Raw genomic sequence first — 18,540 nt, forward strand, 5'->3', positions numbered from 1 at the left:
CGGTTGTGAACCTGAACAAAATGAACAGGCGTGCATAGTATCCTGTATTAAGTTCATTAGAGTTGTTACGCCAGGAATAGATAAATAATAAGTATACCCCCAATGAAGCCCATGTATGCTATTTAATTTATATTAGATGTTGTAATGACATGTATACGATTGCCAAAACCTTGAATCATGTTTTCCAAATCCATATTGGTTTGCTTTTGCCTGTTCACTTCTATCGCTGCTATTGTAGCTCAGCCGGTTGTTGCCAGCAATGAACGTTCTGTTTTATGGGATAATAGCTGGAAATTTGCGCTGGCAGACGACCCGGAAGCCGCATTACCGGGGTATAACGATAAAGAGTGGTTACACCTGAATATACCGCACGACTGGAGTATTGCAGGGCAAACCTCCCCGGATAACCCGATGAAAGGCGCCGGCGGGTATTTTCCGGCAGGTATAGGCTGGTATCGTAAAGCATTTACTGTACCTGCTTCCTGGAAAGGGAAAAAAGTTGCTATTTACTTTGAGGGGGTATATATGAATGCCGAAGTGTTTATCAATGGTAAATCGTTGGGTAAACATCCTTATGGCTATACTGCTTTCTATTACGATCTTACTCCTTATCTCCAAAGCAATGCAGTCAATTTGTTGGCAGTACGGGTAAATAATGCAGACCAGATTAACAGCCGCTGGTACAGTGGCTCTGGCATTTACAGGCATGTGTGGCTTACCATTACCAACCCGGTGCATATTGCACAGTGGGGGATAGGGGTAACAACTCCGGAAGTAACTGACGTCCACGCAAAGGTGGTGGTGAAAACGTTGGTGAAGAACGAAAGCGATGTTGCCGAAAAGCTGGAAGTAGTAACACAGGTGCTGGGTAAACAGCAACAACAATCGGTAAAAACAAAAACACTGCTGGAGTTGCCACCACATGCGCAACAAACGATAACGCAAGAGGTGCAGGTAATAAAGCCGCGTTTGTGGCAGCCGGAAACGCCGGTATTATACCAGGCCCGTGTGCAGGTGAATAAAGGCGGAAAAGCTATAGATGCACAAACAATTGTTTTTGGTATACGCTCCTTACAGTTTACCACGCAAAATGGCTTTCAGCTGAATGGTAAAACGATTAAACTCAATGGTGGCTGTGTGCATCACGATAATGGATGCCTTGGAGCTGCTGCTTACGACCGGGCAGAAGAACGCAAAGCGGAATTGTTGAAAGCCGCGGGCTTTAATGCCGTAAGAACAGCGCATAACCCACCTTCGGAAGCCTTTTTGAATGCTTGCGACAAACTGGGCCTGCTGGTGATAGACGAAGCTTTTGATGGCTGGCGTGAAAGCAAGAATAAATACGATTATTCCCTGTACTTTGATGAGTGGAGCGAACAGGATGTGCAGTCGATGGTACTGCGCGACCGCAATCATCCTTCTATTATTTGCTGGAGCATTGGCAACGAAATTATAGAGCGTAAAAAGCCGGAAGCCGTAACCACTGCCCGCCGGCTTTCGCAGGCTGTAAAAGCCATTGATACTACCCGGCCTGTTACCTCGGCCATGACCACCTGGGATAAAAACTGGGAGATGTTTGATACCCTGTTTGCCGCACATGATGTAGGGGGATATAACTACCAGTTGCATCGTGCACTGGCTGATCATGCCCGTGTGCCTTCCCGTATTATCATGCAAACAGAATCTTATCCAAAGGATGCATTCTTTTGCTGGAACATGGTGCAGCAATATCCTTATATCATTGGTGATTTTGTATGGACCGCGATGGACTACCTGGGCGAATCGGGTATAGGCCGTTATTATTACCCGGGCGAGCCGGCAGGGGAGCATTGGGAAAAAGAATTCTACCCCTGGCACGGTGCCTATTGTGGCGATATTGATGTAACCGGCTGGCGAAAGCCCATATCGCATTATCGCGATATGCTGTATAACAATAAGGAAAAGCTATACATGGCAGTAAAAGAGCCTAATCCACACAAAGGAGTTATTAAAACCACTTTATGGGCGGTATGGCCTACCTGGGAAAGCTGGACATGGCCTGGTTATGAAAACAAGCCTGTAGAGGTAGAGATCTATTCCCGGTACCCGGCTGTTCGCCTGTATCTGAATAACCAGTTGGTGGCAGAAAAGCCTACCGGTAAAGAGCAGGAATATAAGGCGGTGATACCAGTACCTTATACGTCCGGAGTGTTAAAGGCAGTAGGGATAGAGAACGGTAAGGAAGTAAACCCGGTGCTACTGCGCACGGCAGATAAGGCAGCAATGATTACAGCAGTGGCCGATCGCAAGGTGATTCATGCCAACGGACATGATCTGTCTTATGTAACAGTAGAGATAAAAGATAAACAGGGTGTGCTACAACCTAACGCTTCGCATCAATTGAATTTTACCATTACAGGGCCGGGCGAAATTGCCGGTGTAGATAACGGCGATTTGAAGGATATATGTTTATACGTGGCTAACACACGAAAAGCATGGCATGGCCGTGCCATGGTGGTGATAAAAAGTAAAACTACTGCGGGTGCTATCCGGCTAAAAGTAGAAGGAGAGGGATTGAAAACAACAGAGCTAACGGTGAAAAGCAGCTATTGATCAGGGTTTTCGGTGATGAAAGTACTTGAAAATGCACGTATAAGAATGCGCTAATATTACCGGTTTTCCGGTATGGGGGCTATTGTTATAGTTAGATATATTTGTTATACCTGTTATGTCAACTTTAAACAAGAAGAAACTTTGCATAAAAATTAAACTATTTAACACCGTGAAACAGATTATTGATGCCCCCTCCATCTATCACTTGTTAAGCAGACGGCAACTTCAGATTTTGCGAATGATTGTAGAAGGAAAAACTGATAAGGAAATAGCCAATAGCCTTAATATCAGCTTTAACACTGTGAGAACACACCACCAGAATATACTCAACCGCACCGGGCAACACAGTACCGGTGGCTTAATACTATTTGCATTAAGGAATGATGTAAGCCAACTGGTATAAACTGCAAGGCAGTTGTACTACTGCATATATACTGCATAAATACTGCAATTGAAGTATTGCACAGGCTGCCGGTCAGTTCTACTTTTAATGCGTCATCTCTGCTACAGATTATTCTATTCTTTAGAATACATCTCTTCCATGTTTTTGATATACTGTTTTCAAAGATCCTGGAATGGGAGGGCATTCTCGTGGATATACCTGAACAGTAGCGTAAACAAAATTTATTTATTGATATAAAATTGTAAAAAAATGAGCGACGTAACAACCGTTTTGGAAGAAAGGAAATTGGGTTATTTACCACCTTCTACCCAGGCAACCACCAGCATTACCATTAACTCTGTAACAGGCAACCAGGTTGGTATCAGTTACAATGGTTTAATTAATAACAACCCTGGCGCCAATAAAAACTTTATTGCTATTTACCAATCACCAACGCCTGATTTTCCTTTTGGTGCAACTACTCCTGTCGTGGCTTCTGCCAATGTAAATGGCAATTCTTCCGGTAGCTTGATCATTCCTGCTCAAATACTGGTAAATACTTCTTATGTAGTAGGATATGGTGTAGGTGCAGTGGCAACAGCGCCGGCGCAAACCTATGCCAACATTTGTGCCACTGCTTTTATTCCTACTGCTGGTTCCGGATATACCAACGCATCGCCCAGCCTTATTTTAAATGATGTAGAATCTAACTATATCTCTATCGACTATAACGTGCCTAATGGATTAACTCCCGGCAACAATGGTGCATGGGCTGGTTTGTGGGTAGGCAATAACCCCAGCTATTCATTGGCTCCTACTGCTTATTCTCAAATCACTTCTAACACGGCAGTAGGTGGCCCGTTGTTATTTAACAATATTCAAATTCAAAGAGGTACCCTGTATTCTGTAGCATTGTTTATGACAGGATGGGTAAAGGGCGGCATTGGTAGCTTACAAACGGCTATGGCCTGTACTCTTCAATTTACTTCTTAATAATACGGGAACACTGTTCTCTGTTTATCCACTTCCTTACCTATACTTATTGTAAGCATAGGTAAGGAAGCTATTTTATCGCATAAAGGCTCTCAATATTCCTATGGACTACTTTCAGAAAGCGTTTACCGACTTTAATCTCTATACAGGACAACAGCAGCCCGGCGACAGGGGATTTGCAGGGTTGGTAATTCCGGGTGATAATGTGGATGTGTCGTCTATTGGCCTGAATGATGCCTTGATTAACACCGGCAGCTACAATAGTATTTTTGTTTTTTCTACCATTACACCCAAACTCACGGCTGCTAATGCGGCAACATTTATTGCAGCTGTTATAAATGTGGTAGGCAGCTCCCGTGCGTTTATCTGGCTCAACGACCCGGAAAATATTACTGCTGATACCTGTAGTTATTTTTCCCTCTCTAATGATGGATCTTCCACTAATTCTGCTGCTAATTTTGTACTGGGTACCAACCTTACTTTGGTAATACAAAGCGGCATGGGATTGTCGGTAAATGGCACAGTGCTTGAATTTGATGGAGGAACATCAGGTGCACTAATACAACTGAGTGGCAACCAGGCTTCGTTAGAAGCCACGTCTGCTACCTATGGCACGCTGGCATTTTCCGGGCCTGATAAAGGAACGGTGAATTTTACCAGTTATATCGGGTTGTCTTCCCTGGATGGATACCTGCAATGGGGATTCCAGTTTTTATATACCAACGCGAACGGAGAGCTGGTAGGTCAATGGCTACCTTTTGTTGAGGAAGATGCTGACGATATTTCTATAGGTTTTACTGTATGTATAGATCCCTCGGATGTATACAATATAGTGTTTGATCCTTGTGCGTCGGGTAGCTGCACAAATACAGATGCTTATGCTTCGCGCAGAACTTATTTTGCCTTTACGGGCGCCAACCTGGGTGGTGGCAGTACCATTATTGCGTCTAATTATATGAATAGTTTTGGCATATCGGCCAACCTGCAGCCGGTGGTGAATGCCGGAACTGCATTGCCAGCCCGGCTTGTTATTACCCCCTCGGCTGTAAACGCCACGCTGACTACCAATTTTATATTTTCACCGGAAGGTGATTTTACAGTGCAACTACCCGGTGTAACCAATGCACTGAACTATAACTTATTATGTGGTGTAAACGGTACCGAGTATTTTACGGTTACACCGCAGGTGGCTGCTGGTACAGGAGATACTATACGCTTTATCTCTAAAAAGCCCGCCTATGCCCCTTTATATCCTTTTTCCGGAACAAGCAGTGTTTCCGGAAATCCCTCCACCTTACTTACTAATCAGTATACCACTTCCTGGGCAATGCTCCTCAACAATGCATCGCCCAATATTCAATATATTTCACAGCCACATGGTGCTTCTTTATATGCCTTGAATCAGGATGTGTTTAAAACCTCTACAGAACCGGTATTAGGCTTTTATCCTTCTTCTTTTACGCTATCCTCTGCTAATACTTCCATCACGGTTCCTTTTGTACCTTATGGTGGTGTGCAGAATGATGTAGCCAACTGTCAGTTGCTGGAACAGCAGATTGTTGGCCCGGTGCGCAAATGGTATTTGCAGCAGGATATGTTAAGTGCGGGGCCACCTGCCCCTGTTAATGGCCCTGGGCCATCAACAGGTTCGATATTGCAAACAACAAGCCCGCAGGGGTTGTATATCAACGTAGATACCAGTAACAACCAGTGGACTTTGCTGCAACTGGCGGCCAACCTGGTGGAGGAAATGGTGAACGGCAAGCTTACAAAAGTGCCTTACTCCCTGCAGTTTTCTAACCTGCAGCCTTTATTGCAATCCGCATTTCAAACCAATCAGCTGTTCCTGGTAATGTCGTGCATTAACCAGGAAACGTCAGATTCGTTTACGAAGAATAACGGGAATGAAATGTCGATAGAAGGATGGCCGTTTCTATTTAATATACCCACGGCTAATCCTAATGGCATTTTTAATAACGTACTGATCTTTAAATTCATGAAAGGCGTAAGCCTGTCTGAGTTGGTGCAAACCCCGCAGCAATGGACTATGCGGGATGATTTTAATTACACAGCAGACAGCGGCAGTTTGAATAACCTGGTTTCGTGGCTGCAAGGCTATATCAGCAGCGGCGTAAACCGGTTCCAGGTAAATAATGATAATGATTATGCCAAATTTGCCAACATCGCAACCAACCCGGAATGGCAGGGGATTATAGGGTTGAATGTGAATATTGATCTGGGCGATTTTCCGGAGCAATTACAGGGATTGCTTGCCGGTATTGATCTTACCCGCTTTAACGCCCATCACTTTGGTATTGATCTGAATAATGTATTGCTCTCCGGTGGTAGCCTGAACATGCAGCAGAATAGTTCCCTGTTTGGGTTGATTGATTACGAAGATGTCATTTTTCAATCGTTCAACTATTCTATATCCGACTACCAGCAACAAGCGCCCATCGACACTTCGGCAGATTATGTGTTTAAGGTGCTTTCTTTAAAAGTGTTGTTTGAAAACTCGAAGATCACTAACTATGGCAGTTACCTGGCCATGACCATTAATAAGCTGTTTGGAGAAAGCATTCAACAGGATAACCGGCAAAACCTGGTGATTTTCCAGGGCAGTTATGAAGATCATAACGGTGCGCCGGTGTACACGTTTAATAGTATTCCACCATCGTCCGGGCAAACGGGAAGTTCCAGCAATTATATACTGAATGCCAATAGCGCTATTATCAATAACATCCAGATTGCGGGGGCCAGTTTCAATACACTGGTAGCCGCGGAAGCATCGCAAAATCAAACCGTGAACTCGGTTTTTTCGCTGAATGGTTTTATTGATTTTAACAGCCTTACGGGGTTCGACCTGCTTTCATTTGGTAGTGAAGTGGATGCTGTTGTAGCAGGGCAGGGGCTGGCTTTTACCAACATGTACATTGATTTGTCTTTTCCACTGGCAGCGCCGCAGGCTACCACTTTTACATTTGACATTTCACAAATGGCTTTTGATCCTGCGCAAAGCTATGCGCGCAGCAATAGCCTGGTAAGTAAGTTTCCCATACAGTTAACCGGCATACTCAGCAGCGATTATTCGCCCACACCTGCTTCGCTGGGCTATTTGAATGTGCAGCTACCTTCTTTACAACAAAAGCAGGCGGTAGGCACTAGATGGTATGCACTACAGTATAACCTGAATATGGGTACCCTGGGCGATTTAACCGGCGCGCTGGGCTTTAATACTACTTTCCTGGCGGTATGGAATGTGGGCGGCACAGGTGCAACAGCAGCGTTAAAATTACCAGGTGTAAATCCGCAAGCACCATTCTTTAGCCTACAGGGAGTGATAAAAGTAAATATAGGCAGCATTCAGCTGGTGGTGGCAGATAGCGATGGTGGTAATGATGCTAATGGCACTGCTTATCTCATGAAGATTAACAATATTGCTTTAAAACTACTCAGCCTTTCTTTTCCGCCGGGTGGTAATGTCAACTTTTTCCTTTTCGGTAATCCCAATGGTCCGGCACAGCCGCAAAGCGTGGGATGGTATACCGGTTATTTACAGAAACCTAAATCCTGATAACACCCATCTATTTGTATGAGAAAAATATTTTTTATCCTGGTACTGCTTTTAGCAGGCATTGGTACACGTGCCCAAAGTGTAATGATTCATCATATAGGTGTAGGGCAGGGAGATGCTACCCTTATTATTTTCAGCAGCAGGGCAAAAGCGAAAGCTATCTCCATATTAATTGATGCAGGCAATAGCAAATCCAAGGGGGATGCTGTTTTTAAGGTTTGCAGCACTTATCTGATAAAGCACATTGACTTTGTAATTGTGTCGCATTTGCATAGCGATCATATAGGTGGTATGGAGCGGGTGTTGGAGAAGATGGAGGATAATGGATGGACGGTGGATTATATCATTGACCGGGCTGCGGGTGAAATAGGTAATATTGAAGATTGTTATTCGGCTGCCGATTCGGCTGCTATTATACAAAATGATCCTTCGCCTGTTATTCCTTCCAGCAAGGTGGTGAGTAGTTATGCGTCATTTGTGGAAGGGGCGGTAGGAACGCTTCAAGTGAAACAGTGGATTAACCTCGATACCAGCCAAAACCTGGTGTTTGATACTACTGGATTTGGAGATATCAGTTTTGTATCACTTACAGGCAATAGAAATGTGAGCGGATCGCCCAATAGAATAGCGCCTGGGAGTGGCTATAATGAGAATGATAATTCTTATTCTTTTTTATTAAAAATGGGGCAGTTTAAATATTTTACAGGCGGTGATATTGGTGGTGGGGCGCCTTATGCCGATTTGGAAACGCCACTGGTTAATTACTTCCGGGGCCAGAATGATGCTAATTTTCACTTTTGCGGATATAAAGCCACGCATCATGGCAGTGCGCATAGCACCAATCCCACCTTTGTTTTTTACACCAAACCCACATTGACGGTTACTCCTTCTGCCTTGCGCTCTTTTAGCGGAACTAGATTGCCAGGTAAAGAAACACTGGAAAGAATTAAAGCCAGAAATGATATTTTAGGTAATAATAGTTACTTCTTCTATACCTATCTGAAATCGGAACTCCCCAAAATAAACGGATCTAACATTGCAGTTTATTCTACCGGAACAGTTACTGCCTATAATGATGTGGTTTTAAAGGTGGATAGAAACACTTTTAATAACAACCATACTTTCACTGCCACCCAGGCCCGCCGTGATAAAACTAATTTAACACTTGGTCTGTGGAGCAGCCCGGTAACAATCACCTGTGATAAGGCGCATTAATGAAACCATCTGCGCGTTCTGAAAGCATTCATTCTACTTTACTTCTAAATAAAGATTCGTGGCCAATACACTTGAACAAATTAAGCAAAACCTGATAGCAAAAGCTTCTTCCGCAGGGGGACAGCTTCAGCTGGATAACAGTATTATACAAAGTGATTGTTATGCACAGGTGCTACAGGCTGCTAAAGTAACGCAGATTCCTGTTCAGGTAGATAAAACAACGCCTGCCAATGATATTTATATTACCGGAACCACCTTGTTTATAAAAGGTACGGCCACACTCTATAATGGTACAGTGCCCGATTTTATGTTGCAACTAACAGGGGAAGAGGCAACTACCCGAACTGCACAATTTTCAGGCACATTGTCTTCTCTGAATATTACCCAGTTAAATACATTGGGGCTCATTGCTACCAACCCCTCGCTACCTTCCATTGCTTTACCCAATGTAACACTTTTAGGAGCTTCTAATCCGCCCAAAGGTGGCTATGCTACTTTAAGTGTTAGTTTACAAACCAGTACAGAAAGTTGGCCTGCCTTGTTACCTGATATTGGTATTAGCCTTACAGGCATTGGTATAGCGTTAACTACCAGCGCCGGTGGAAGTAGCTCGCTGGGTATTACAGGTAACTTTCTGTTACCCAATACCAGCTCAGGCAAACAGGTGAACATCACAGTTACCATACCCACCAGCACCTTAGCTACACCAGTGTGGAGTATTGGTTTAAGTGCTGCCCAGGGCGCTACGTTAATAAACCTGGGCGACATCAGCACCTTGCTGGCAGGCACCAATGTGTTTAGTCAGCTTCCTCCGGGATTGTCCGGAGTAGGGGGCTTTGGCCTGGTAGCGTTACAAATTAATTTTACACAATCAGCAGGCTCGTTCTCTATTCAAAAAATTGCGGCACAGATAGGCTGTAATAACTGGCCAGTAGGACCAGCTGATAAGCCTATATTCACCATAACCAGTGCCGGTGTCAATATTACTGTGCAAGACCCTTTCATTTCGGCCAGCAGAAGCATCAGCACTTTTATTTATGGTAATTTTCAAATAGACCCTACAGACAGCACCACCAATCTGAGCATTAACATGAGCATCCCCCCGGGTAATGCAGATTGGGTGTTGAATGCCTACGGAGAAGTGGATTTGAAAAACGTGTCTGTATTTAATAAGCTACCCGGTGGGATAGATGCAGGTTCTTTAAATTTGCCGGCAGCGGTAGCGGGCAATACGCTTGCACTCAACTACTTTACTATTTCCTTTAACCCCAGCTCTTTACAATTATCTTATATCACCTTTTCGGTAGCGGTGAATGCTACCTGGTGGATTATAGACCAAAGCTTTGGTATAGCCAACCCCATGCTGCAGGTGTATATTCCGGGTGCATCCTTGCCATCCCCTCCACCGTTAAGTGTGTCGGCTGCCGGCCAGATATTGCTACCGGATGATGTGGTGTTGAATCTGGCTGCGGCTTATGCCAAAGGAGGACCGTGGAGTTTTAATGCAGCGCTGGCGCCGGGTTCGGTTATTAATGTGATAAAGCTGGCGCAAAAGCTGATTGGCAGCGAGGTGAATCCCGATTCGGCTTTAGGTTTGGATACGTTAAATATTACTGCTTTGAGCATGGGCGTGGTGTCAAACCCAGCTACTCAGCAAACTACGTATACTGTAAGCGGCACTACCGTGGGCAACTGGAACACTACTTTTGGTGTGTTACCTGCCATTAACGCAGTGGCCGATTTTTCTGTTACCTATAATGGCGGCACCAGTGGTAGTATAGGGCTAACGATGGATGTGTTTGGCATATCCTTTAAAGTTACTTATGCCTTTACCACTACCAACACCTATTCATTAGGATTGGAGTGGCAAGGCTTTAGTTTTGTATACGATAGTAAGTCGGATACCATCACTGCCAAAGGTGGTGACTGGACGTTGGGAGGAATATTAACGGCGCTGATCAATGAAATAGATCCTTCGCAGGATTTTTCTTTACCCGATCCCTGGAGCCTGCTCAACTCCATCTCTTTAAAAGGGCTGGAATTAAGTATTAACCTTACCAGCAAAACGGTTTCTCTCAAATATAACTTATCATCACCTATCAAGCTGTTCTTTATCAATATTACGGGACTGTCTGTATCGGTAGAAAACAACTCGCAGGTGAATGTGCAGCTGGAAGGAAGTTACCTGGATGGTAAGCCAATACCTAAATGGGATGCGGCCAGCCAGTCGCCACCAGCCGTTCCGGGCTCGGGTAGCGACCTGTTTGATCTGAAGTTTCTGGCGTTGGGGCAGCATGTATCGCTTACAGGGTTGGATAAGGTAAATAAAGTACAGGCGGCATTGGCCAACTACGAAAAATACTTAGCGCCACCCGATCAGGGAGGTAATACGGTGCCGGTAAAACAAACACCTGCTACCCCCACAACAGGTACACTGGTGTTTAATGCCAATAACAGCTGGATGATAGCCGCTGATTTTACAGTGGCGAAGTTTTACCAGCTACAGTTTGTGTTTGACGATCCTGATCTGTATGGTTTGCGCATTGGCATAGCCAACGGAGCTACTTATTTTGCCGGGCTAGATTTTGAAATACTCTATAAAAAAATCACCGACACCATTGGCATGTACCAGGTGATTCTGCAATTGCCCGATGAATTCAGGCATATTGAATTAGGAGAGGTGTCTATTACCCTGCCCAATGTATTGGTGCAGGTGTATACCAATGGCAACTTCTACGTTGACTTTGGTTTTCCTGCCAGCATCACCGATTTTTCCCGCTCTTTCAGCATACAGGTATTCCCGTTTGTGGGATACGGAGGATTCTATTTTGGCATGCTTAGCGGTGCCACTTCTACCAGCGTGCCGGTAACCCAATATGGGCAGTTCAATCCCGTAATAGTAGCCGGTTTGGGCTTGTCGCTGGGCGTGGGCAAAACCATTGAAGCCGGTATTTTATCAGCTGGTTTGTCTCTTACCGTGGTGGGTATATTTGAAGGGGTATTAGGCTTTTATACCTGCTATGCAGATAGCAGTAAAACAGCCACTTATTACCGCTTTTCTGCCACTGTGGGCATTGTAGGGCATATTTACGGGCAGGTGAACTTTGCTATCATCTCGGCCCAGTTTGATATATTGGCTTATATCTATGCCACACTGGTAATAGAAAGCCATCGTGCTATTCCTATCAATTTCCAGGCGGGTGTAACCATCAGGCTTACGGTGCGTATTAACCTCGGCTTATTTAAAATATCCATTTCGCTCAGTTTCAGTGCTACCATCAGCGCTTCGTTCAGCATAGGAACCGATACCTGGAACCAGGCTTTATGGAACAACCCATGTGTGGGTAGTGGTGCGGCGGCACTGGTGTTAGCGGATAATGAAACGTACAAACTGGTATGGCAACCTTTGCAATACGACAGTGGTTTGGCTGCGGCACCCGCCATGCAGTTGTATTTTATACCCCATCTTACTATTGGCGAAGGAGCTGCGAATGCCACAGCAGCACAATATGTAGCCATGCTGTACATTGATGCGCCGGCGGCAACGGCTACCGTGGATAACAGTTCGTTAGGCAGCCTGGCAAGAGGGGTGCTGGCCTGGTGTGTGAACGCTATTGTAAACAGCGGAACCGCTCATACTACGTACAGCCAGCTGATTGCACAGGAGGTGACTGTGCAGCAGTTAACCGCCTTAATGTGCGTGTTTAACAACCAGCAAGATAACCAGGCACCTTTCAATTATAATAATCCCATCACGAATGGCTACGATGTAAAAGGATTTTTACAGGCTTACTTTACAGATGGCGCCGGCACTACCATTAATATCTCGGCAGTAGCGCAGGATACCGATACTACTTTGAATGCAGCTGTATTTCCACCTATGCCTGATTTACAATTGCAGGCAACGTTGAATGGTAATACAGTAGCCAATGCAGATTTTGCTACCACCAACATGACGGGTACACAGAACTATATTGGGGATGTTACCGCCATTCTGAACATGCTGAACGCGAATTACAGCAGCAACACTGCCACTGTGAATGATGCGGCCTGTTTATCATCGGTAGACAACAGCGGGGTGGCTATAGAAACCAACCTGTCAATGGCTACCTTCTTCTTTACTGATTTTATCAACCTGGTAGGCAAGCAAATGATCCGGCAGGCACTGGATTATGTCAATGGCCAACAGGTGACTTCTGTTAATATTGGCGATTTGTTGAACAACGTTTGCACACCGGGCAATATTATCAGTCTTTCCGGTATGGCTTCCCGGTTCCTGCTGCATGGTTTGCGTTTACCAACACCACCGGTGGCGGCCAGTGGAGCTATTGAGCCATTGTATGTGCTTACCGGCCAACAGTTTACTATCCCGGCCCTACAGGCCGGTAAGGATGCATTTAGTGTAACGTTACAAAAAGCAGAAAGTACTAACTGGATCAGCTTTAATAAAGACGCGAAAGCCACTGCATTACCCGTGGTGATCAGCAGCACCGAAATGACGCGCATAACAGATACTGCAGCTGCAACTCTGGCTGCGGCTATTCAGCCTGGTTATCCGGCACCTGCACCGGTATATTACGATGGACAACAATCCTTTACCCTGGGCAGCCCTGCCCTGTGGCAATATCCCGGTGATTATTTTGCGGGTGAAGCCAACCAGCCTTATATACTGAAACTGCCTTCTCATTTACAGAATGAACTGGCTGCTTACCAGGGTGCTGCTCCTGTATTTACTGTGCAGTATTTAGATACTACGGTAGCAGATCCTAAACCAGTGGCGGTGAACAATTATGTATGGGCTACTACGGTTGCAGTAACGGTGCAGAAGGTTACGGCTGGCAATGTCATCACCTCGCCATTGCAGGGCAACATGTACAACCTTACAGGAGCCGATGATACCGGCGTACATTTTCTCGAAAGCCTGGTGGCTTACCTGAACAGTGCAGCAGGCAAGGGCTTTAGCGGTCAGGTACAGTTGTTATATCAGCCAGACCCTACTACTAACAGCAAGGGTGGCTATGTATCGGCTGCCAGCAATACTACAATGCCGCCTGATAAGGTAGCTATTGCCATAGTGCAGGCCAACCTTTCTACCGAAACCAATCCGGAGCAAGGGTTTATGCTGAATAAAGTGGCTTTGGGCGACGTTGTCGCGCCTTCTAATACCCTCAACACTTTTGCTGACTTTGTTACCTTGTTATGGGAGTGCAGTATTGTGCGTTCAGGTGGTTTTTATTTATACTACAATGATGTGGCGGCAGGCAATGCCGGATTGCCGGATGCGCTGTTCGATGGCAATAATTCAGCTAAACTGGAGCTGTTAATTACCTATAACAGTTTTGTGGCACAGCCGTTTTTAAACAGCATGGTTATTGGTGATGCTATTAACTATAATAACACATCGGTATATGCGCAGTCGGCTTCGTTTATGTTACGATCGTCGATGATGTTGCAGGGGAATATTGGTTATGTGTTGAAGCGGGCCAACCCCGGTGAATATACGCCACCAGCCGATCCTGATACCCCACCTTCTATAACAGAAGATGGCATTTACCTGGGCAACCAGTTTAACCTGCTGGGTGTAAGCTTACCTGCCAATCCATTATACCAGAACCTGCTTCCGTCGGGCCCTGTAGATGGCGATAATACGCAGGACAGGCAAACGGTAACAGAGGATGGTTTGTGGCATTATACGGGTATTATGCCCTATAATAGCTTTGTAGCGGGTATTGCCAATAAATGGAACATCACAGACCCTTACGCGGGCATTGGCACAACAGCTACGTTGTTGCTGAACTGGCAGGATATGTTTGGTAATACCCTGCCGCTGCCTGCAGATAAAGAAAAGCTGAATATTCCTGTGTTGTATACGGATAATATTGTGGCGGTATCTCAATGGCCTTCTGCATCTGTTTCTTATCAGTTTGCAGGCGATGGAACTGTTAACCCTGTTTGTAACGTATCCTTTGTGTTTAATACCGGCAGGTATGCACAGGGCGATCAAAGCTCGAAAGAGAATGCGGCAGCAGATGTCATTACCTGGGCCAGGTTATGGTTTCAGTTAAGCCATAGTGCAGATATACAAATGACCTGGACTGTTTCAGTAAATGCTACCGCAGCGCTTCCGGCGGGTGTGGTGCAGCCGGTAAACATTACACAGTTATTGCAACAGTTTGTAACACCGGTGGTGGACTACCTGTATGCAGTGGCCCAGGGTGCAACGCCACCTGCGGCTCCCGGCAGTTATGTATTAGCTCAAACGATAGACCCTGCAAATGTTACCAGCTATCAATATATTTTCGCATTGGCGGCCGCTATCACTATCAGCCGCACTCAAAATGTAGATCCTGATTTTGCCAGCGTGGCTGGGGTGGCTTCTGCTGTAACGCCTGTGCAGCCTTATATGCAAAGTGCTGCCAGTGGCGATGCTTCCCTGCTGTATTTTGCGCAAACATTTGAAGCGGCGTTTAACAACCCGGCTTCTTCTGTTGTATATAAGGTGGCTACAGCTACCAATGTTACTACGGCATCGAGCGATCCGGTTGCCGCTGCGCCTGTATGGATTGTTCGTTTTGATACTGCAGGCAAGCAAGGTATCAGCATCAGCTATCAGCAGGATACAGCGCATTACCTGGCGCCTATACCATTGGCTACTTCTTTACAAAATATCAGTGCGCCGGTAATAGGCTATCAAACAGGTGTGCCTTTTAACCCGCAAGCGCAGGGCGTAACTACTAATTTCACGTCTATCGACCTGGATAACTGGTGCCTGCAATTGCTGGAAGCCATTGATAAGTTTTTAAGTCCTGCTTATGCCGTACCTGCCTTTTTACTGGATAATGGTACCAGCCTGCAAAAGGTGCTGGATGCCAAACAGCTGATAGCAGAAGCGATTGCGGGCATGGTAGATTATATTATTGAGCCTTCGGATACACCAGATGCCAATGGCTTTAATAATGCACAGCAAAAATGGTATCAGCAATTGCTTATCCAGTTGTCTGCCGCCTATGAATATTCTGCGGCGGTGCAACGGCCTGTGTCGGTACAATCGTGCTGGGGTGGGTTAAATACCGATCCGCCATTCGAAGGCGCGGCTCCAAGGCTGTATGGTAAAGTGTCGGGTGTGTTTGAGCCGGGGGAGCAAAGCAGTACCGAGCAGAACGCTGTGTTCTCGGCTGCCAAATTACCGGTGGCTGCGGGCGACTCCTGGTTAACCTTTATGTTCCGGATCGACAACAGCCAATCGCAAAGCGCCGATTTCTCTGCGGTGAATTTTGAGGTGTCGCATATAGAGTGGCAGTATGAGCAGGTAGAAGGTATTGATGGTTACCTGGCTTCTTCGTGGTTGTTGTTGCTGATACCGCAAACATTACCGGTTACCTATACCAGTGCGGGAGAAATGAGCATACCGGTTCCTTTAAAGGCGTATCCATTCTCACCCTATGTTACCGGTCAGTCAGGCAATTATCCATCACTGGTTGCGGCCAATACACCAGACCCCGTATCGGTGGCCAGAAGCTGGGATTATGTTTATACCTACCAGGCACCGGCTGCCGCACAGGACACTACGGTGATGCAAGTGCAGTTTAATGTAACACCACCTGACAGATCAGCGCTGCATAATAATAACGCAGCGTTAAACCTGAACCAGGCACTGGTGCAGTTTACAGCCATGTATCCGCAGTTAAGCAGCGATTTTGACGCTTACCTGGTGAATGTAAAAGCAGCAGGGGATGGTAACTCGGCTTACGCAGCCAATGCAGTAAATGCATTTGTATCCATTCTGAATATTATTGGCAATGCCTGGAAGCTGAGTGCCAACCAGGTGAACCCTTTTAAACCTTCTGTAACGAAAGAGTGGGTAAAGGTAAAAGCGGGAACGGATGTGCTGGCAAAAGTGGTATTGAAGTATACGGTAGAAGAAACGGAGAATGTGCAGTTGCCACAACCACCGTTGATCATTAATGTTACACCGGATAAGTCTAACACGCGTGAACTGGTGCCCCTGGTAGATATTGCAGGATATGACAGGATTGCCAGCACTGTGGGCAATACCACCAGTTATACTTATATCAGTCAGGCAGATCAAACTCCTTTATTGTATAGTAACCGGAATGTAGTGCCTGGCCGTAGCGCCACTTTGCAATCGCTGGATGTATTCGAAACCCAGAATGCAGTAGCGGGGTTGCAGTTAAAGAGAAACCTGGATCTGCTGTTGGTAAAAGGTTCTACTACAGAATGGCAAACCACCAATCCACTGTTTGTGTACCAGACGCCATTGGTTATGTTCTATTCCATTTATCAGCCGTTGTTCTCGCTGGATGCTGTTATTAATATCGCGTCTATACCTTCATCGGATGGTACGCTGCCGCAACAACGTTCATTGCCGGATCAGTTATTGGCTTGGGCCAATGCGCTTACGGTACACATCACCGATCTTACTTCACTGACCGTAAAGGTGGAGTGTATGTATGAATACCAGATGGGAACGAGTGGGCTGATGGTAAGTATTCCTGTGTTACTGTTGCCGCCTTATACGGTAACAATAGCAGACAAGGGTGCAGCATTTGCCAATATGCTGGCAGCCAGTATGCAACTTTGGCTGAACGCGCATGCGCCGGTTTCTGTAACGGCACAATGGACATTCAGTTTACAGGTGTATTCTGCCTTTGGCAGCAACCTGCCTTTGTTAAGCAGGGAGTTTAATTTGCCATTAACAGCGATACTGTAAGTATATAGGTGAAAAAGCCGGGCAGTGATAATTGAGGGGGGGGCTATAGTTTAACAACTTAATCATTCAGTTGGAAAAAGCCTCCCCCGTTAGCCTTGTTAATTACACAGAGGCGTTATTAAGCGTTAGAAAGGAGTTTAAAGAGCAAAATTAGAATGAGACTCTGAACAAAATGAACAGGGGAGCCAGGTGCTATAGAAATATCTTAGTTGTGAAAGCTCATTCATTCACGTAATAGTAAAAAGCACATGCAATATGAGAAATACAATGATGTAATTGTTTCCCCTGATTTTCTGGAATTTGAATTTGTAAGTGTTGGGCCTAAAGGAGAAATTAAAAAGGCGATTCAGTTTGTACATACTTCTCAGCCTGATACGTACAATTTATCCTTTGGTAATTTAAGGCTGATAGGAGTATTGATGATATGGCTGTTGATGATAATAAAGACAGGGATAAGATTTTAGCAACGGTGGTGTATGCTACTACGCTTTTTTTCAAGGAACATCCTGGCAAACAGGTGGTTTTTACCGGTAGTACTGCACAGAGAACCCGGTTGTACAGGATGGCAATTTCAGTGAATTTAGTGGAGTTATCAACTGAATTTCATATATATGGGTTGCTGAAAGACATGGAATCCTATGTTATTCTACCCTTTCAAAAGGGATTAGACTATTTCGGCTTTCTTGTGAAAAGGAAAAAAGTTTAAATTTGCTTGTATGAAGGACAAAAAACAAGAAATCATTGATTATGCTAAATCGCTGGGAATAAATCTCACGATTGATCCTGCTTTGAAAGAAAAGCATGGAAGCAAGGTTTTGGCTTCTGAAAAATTGGCGAAAGTCAATGAGATGCTTTCCAATATGAAGTCACTTCCTAAGTAAGTTATATTACAGAAATATAAAAACACCATTATGCAATCAACATTAAATAGCGAACAGCTTTTTTCATACCAGACGGCAGCCAAAGCATTAATATAATACAAGCGATTCAGTAACATATTTAACAGCATTTGTACGTAAAAGTATAAATGCTGTTTTTGTTTGTACACGTAGG

9 protein-coding genes are annotated in these 18,540 nt (G+C 45.1%); all 9 read left to right on the forward strand.

The annotated features are described in order from the left end of the window. The first annotated feature begins 177 nt into the window (after positions 1-177). The 9 genes from FLA_RS07230 to FLA_RS31390 all read left to right on the forward strand — a co-directional run bounded on the left by FLA_RS07230 (position 178) and on the right by FLA_RS31390 (position 18,368). Entirely contained in the window at positions 178-2,592 is a 2,415-nt protein-coding gene (locus tag FLA_RS07230; protein ID WP_076379932.1) for a sugar-binding domain-containing protein, read from the forward strand. A 169-nt stretch (positions 2,593-2,761) separates the two neighbouring features. Next, positions 2,762-2,995, forward strand: a complete 234-nt coding sequence (locus FLA_RS07235; protein ID WP_076379931.1) for a response regulator transcription factor — start codon at positions 2,762-2,764, stop codon at positions 2,993-2,995. A 249-nt stretch (positions 2,996-3,244) separates the two neighbouring features. Beyond that, on the forward strand, positions 3,245-3,967 hold the full coding sequence (locus FLA_RS07240; RefSeq protein WP_076379930.1) for a hypothetical protein: 723 nt from the start codon (positions 3,245-3,247) through the stop codon (positions 3,965-3,967). A gap of 103 nt (positions 3,968-4,070) precedes the next feature. After that, entirely contained in the window at positions 4,071-7,541 is a 3,471-nt protein-coding gene (locus tag FLA_RS07245) for a hypothetical protein (RefSeq protein ID WP_076379929.1), read from the forward strand. Positions 7,542-7,559: 18 nt separating this feature from the next. Continuing rightward, positions 7,560-8,756, forward strand: a complete 1,197-nt coding sequence (locus FLA_RS07250; protein WP_076379928.1) for a ComEC/Rec2 family competence protein — start codon at positions 7,560-7,562, stop codon at positions 8,754-8,756. A 58-nt stretch (positions 8,757-8,814) separates the two neighbouring features. Beyond that, positions 8,815-17,487 carry a hypothetical protein gene (locus FLA_RS07255; RefSeq protein WP_076379927.1) on the forward strand — a complete coding sequence of 2,891 codons (8,673 nt, stop codon included), beginning with the start codon at positions 8,815-8,817 and terminating at the stop codon, positions 17,485-17,487. Positions 17,488-17,735: 248 nt separating this feature from the next. After that, positions 17,736-17,951 carry a DUF6934 family protein gene (locus FLA_RS32035; protein WP_084206289.1) on the forward strand — a complete coding sequence of 72 codons (216 nt, stop codon included), beginning with the start codon at positions 17,736-17,738 and terminating at the stop codon, positions 17,949-17,951. Continuing rightward, positions 17,912-18,193, forward strand: coding sequence for a DUF6934 family protein (locus FLA_RS07260; RefSeq protein ID WP_096510824.1), 282 nt, complete (start codon positions 17,912-17,914; stop codon positions 18,191-18,193). Before FLA_RS32035 ends, FLA_RS07260 begins: the two co-directional genes overlap by 40 nt. 10 nt (positions 18,194-18,203) lie before the next feature. Then, positions 18,204-18,368, forward strand: a complete 165-nt coding sequence (locus FLA_RS31390; RefSeq protein WP_159445120.1) for a hypothetical protein — start codon at positions 18,204-18,206, stop codon at positions 18,366-18,368. Positions 18,369-18,540: the final 172 nt, after the last annotated feature.

The sequence above is a fragment of the Filimonas lacunae genome (assembly GCF_002355595.1).
Classification (GTDB): domain Bacteria; phylum Bacteroidota; class Bacteroidia; order Chitinophagales; family Chitinophagaceae; genus Filimonas; species Filimonas lacunae.

Coding starts and splice junctions, on each gene's coding strand:
- FLA_RS32035 (WP_084206289.1), top strand. CDS start 17,736: ATGCAATATGAGAAATACAATGATGTAATTGTTTCCCCTGATTTTCTG.
- FLA_RS07250 (WP_076379928.1), top strand. CDS start 7,560: ATGAGAAAAATATTTTTTATCCTGGTACTGCTTTTAGCAGGCATTGGT.
- FLA_RS31390 (WP_159445120.1), top strand. CDS start 18,204: ATGAAGGACAAAAAACAAGAAATCATTGATTATGCTAAATCGCTGGGA.
- FLA_RS07240 (WP_076379930.1), top strand. CDS start 3,245: ATGAGCGACGTAACAACCGTTTTGGAAGAAAGGAAATTGGGTTATTTA.
- FLA_RS07230 (WP_076379932.1), top strand. CDS start 178: ATGTTTTCCAAATCCATATTGGTTTGCTTTTGCCTGTTCACTTCTATC.
- FLA_RS07260 (WP_096510824.1), top strand. CDS start 17,912: ATGGCTGTTGATGATAATAAAGACAGGGATAAGATTTTAGCAACGGTG.
- FLA_RS07245 (WP_076379929.1), top strand. CDS start 4,071: ATGGACTACTTTCAGAAAGCGTTTACCGACTTTAATCTCTATACAGGA.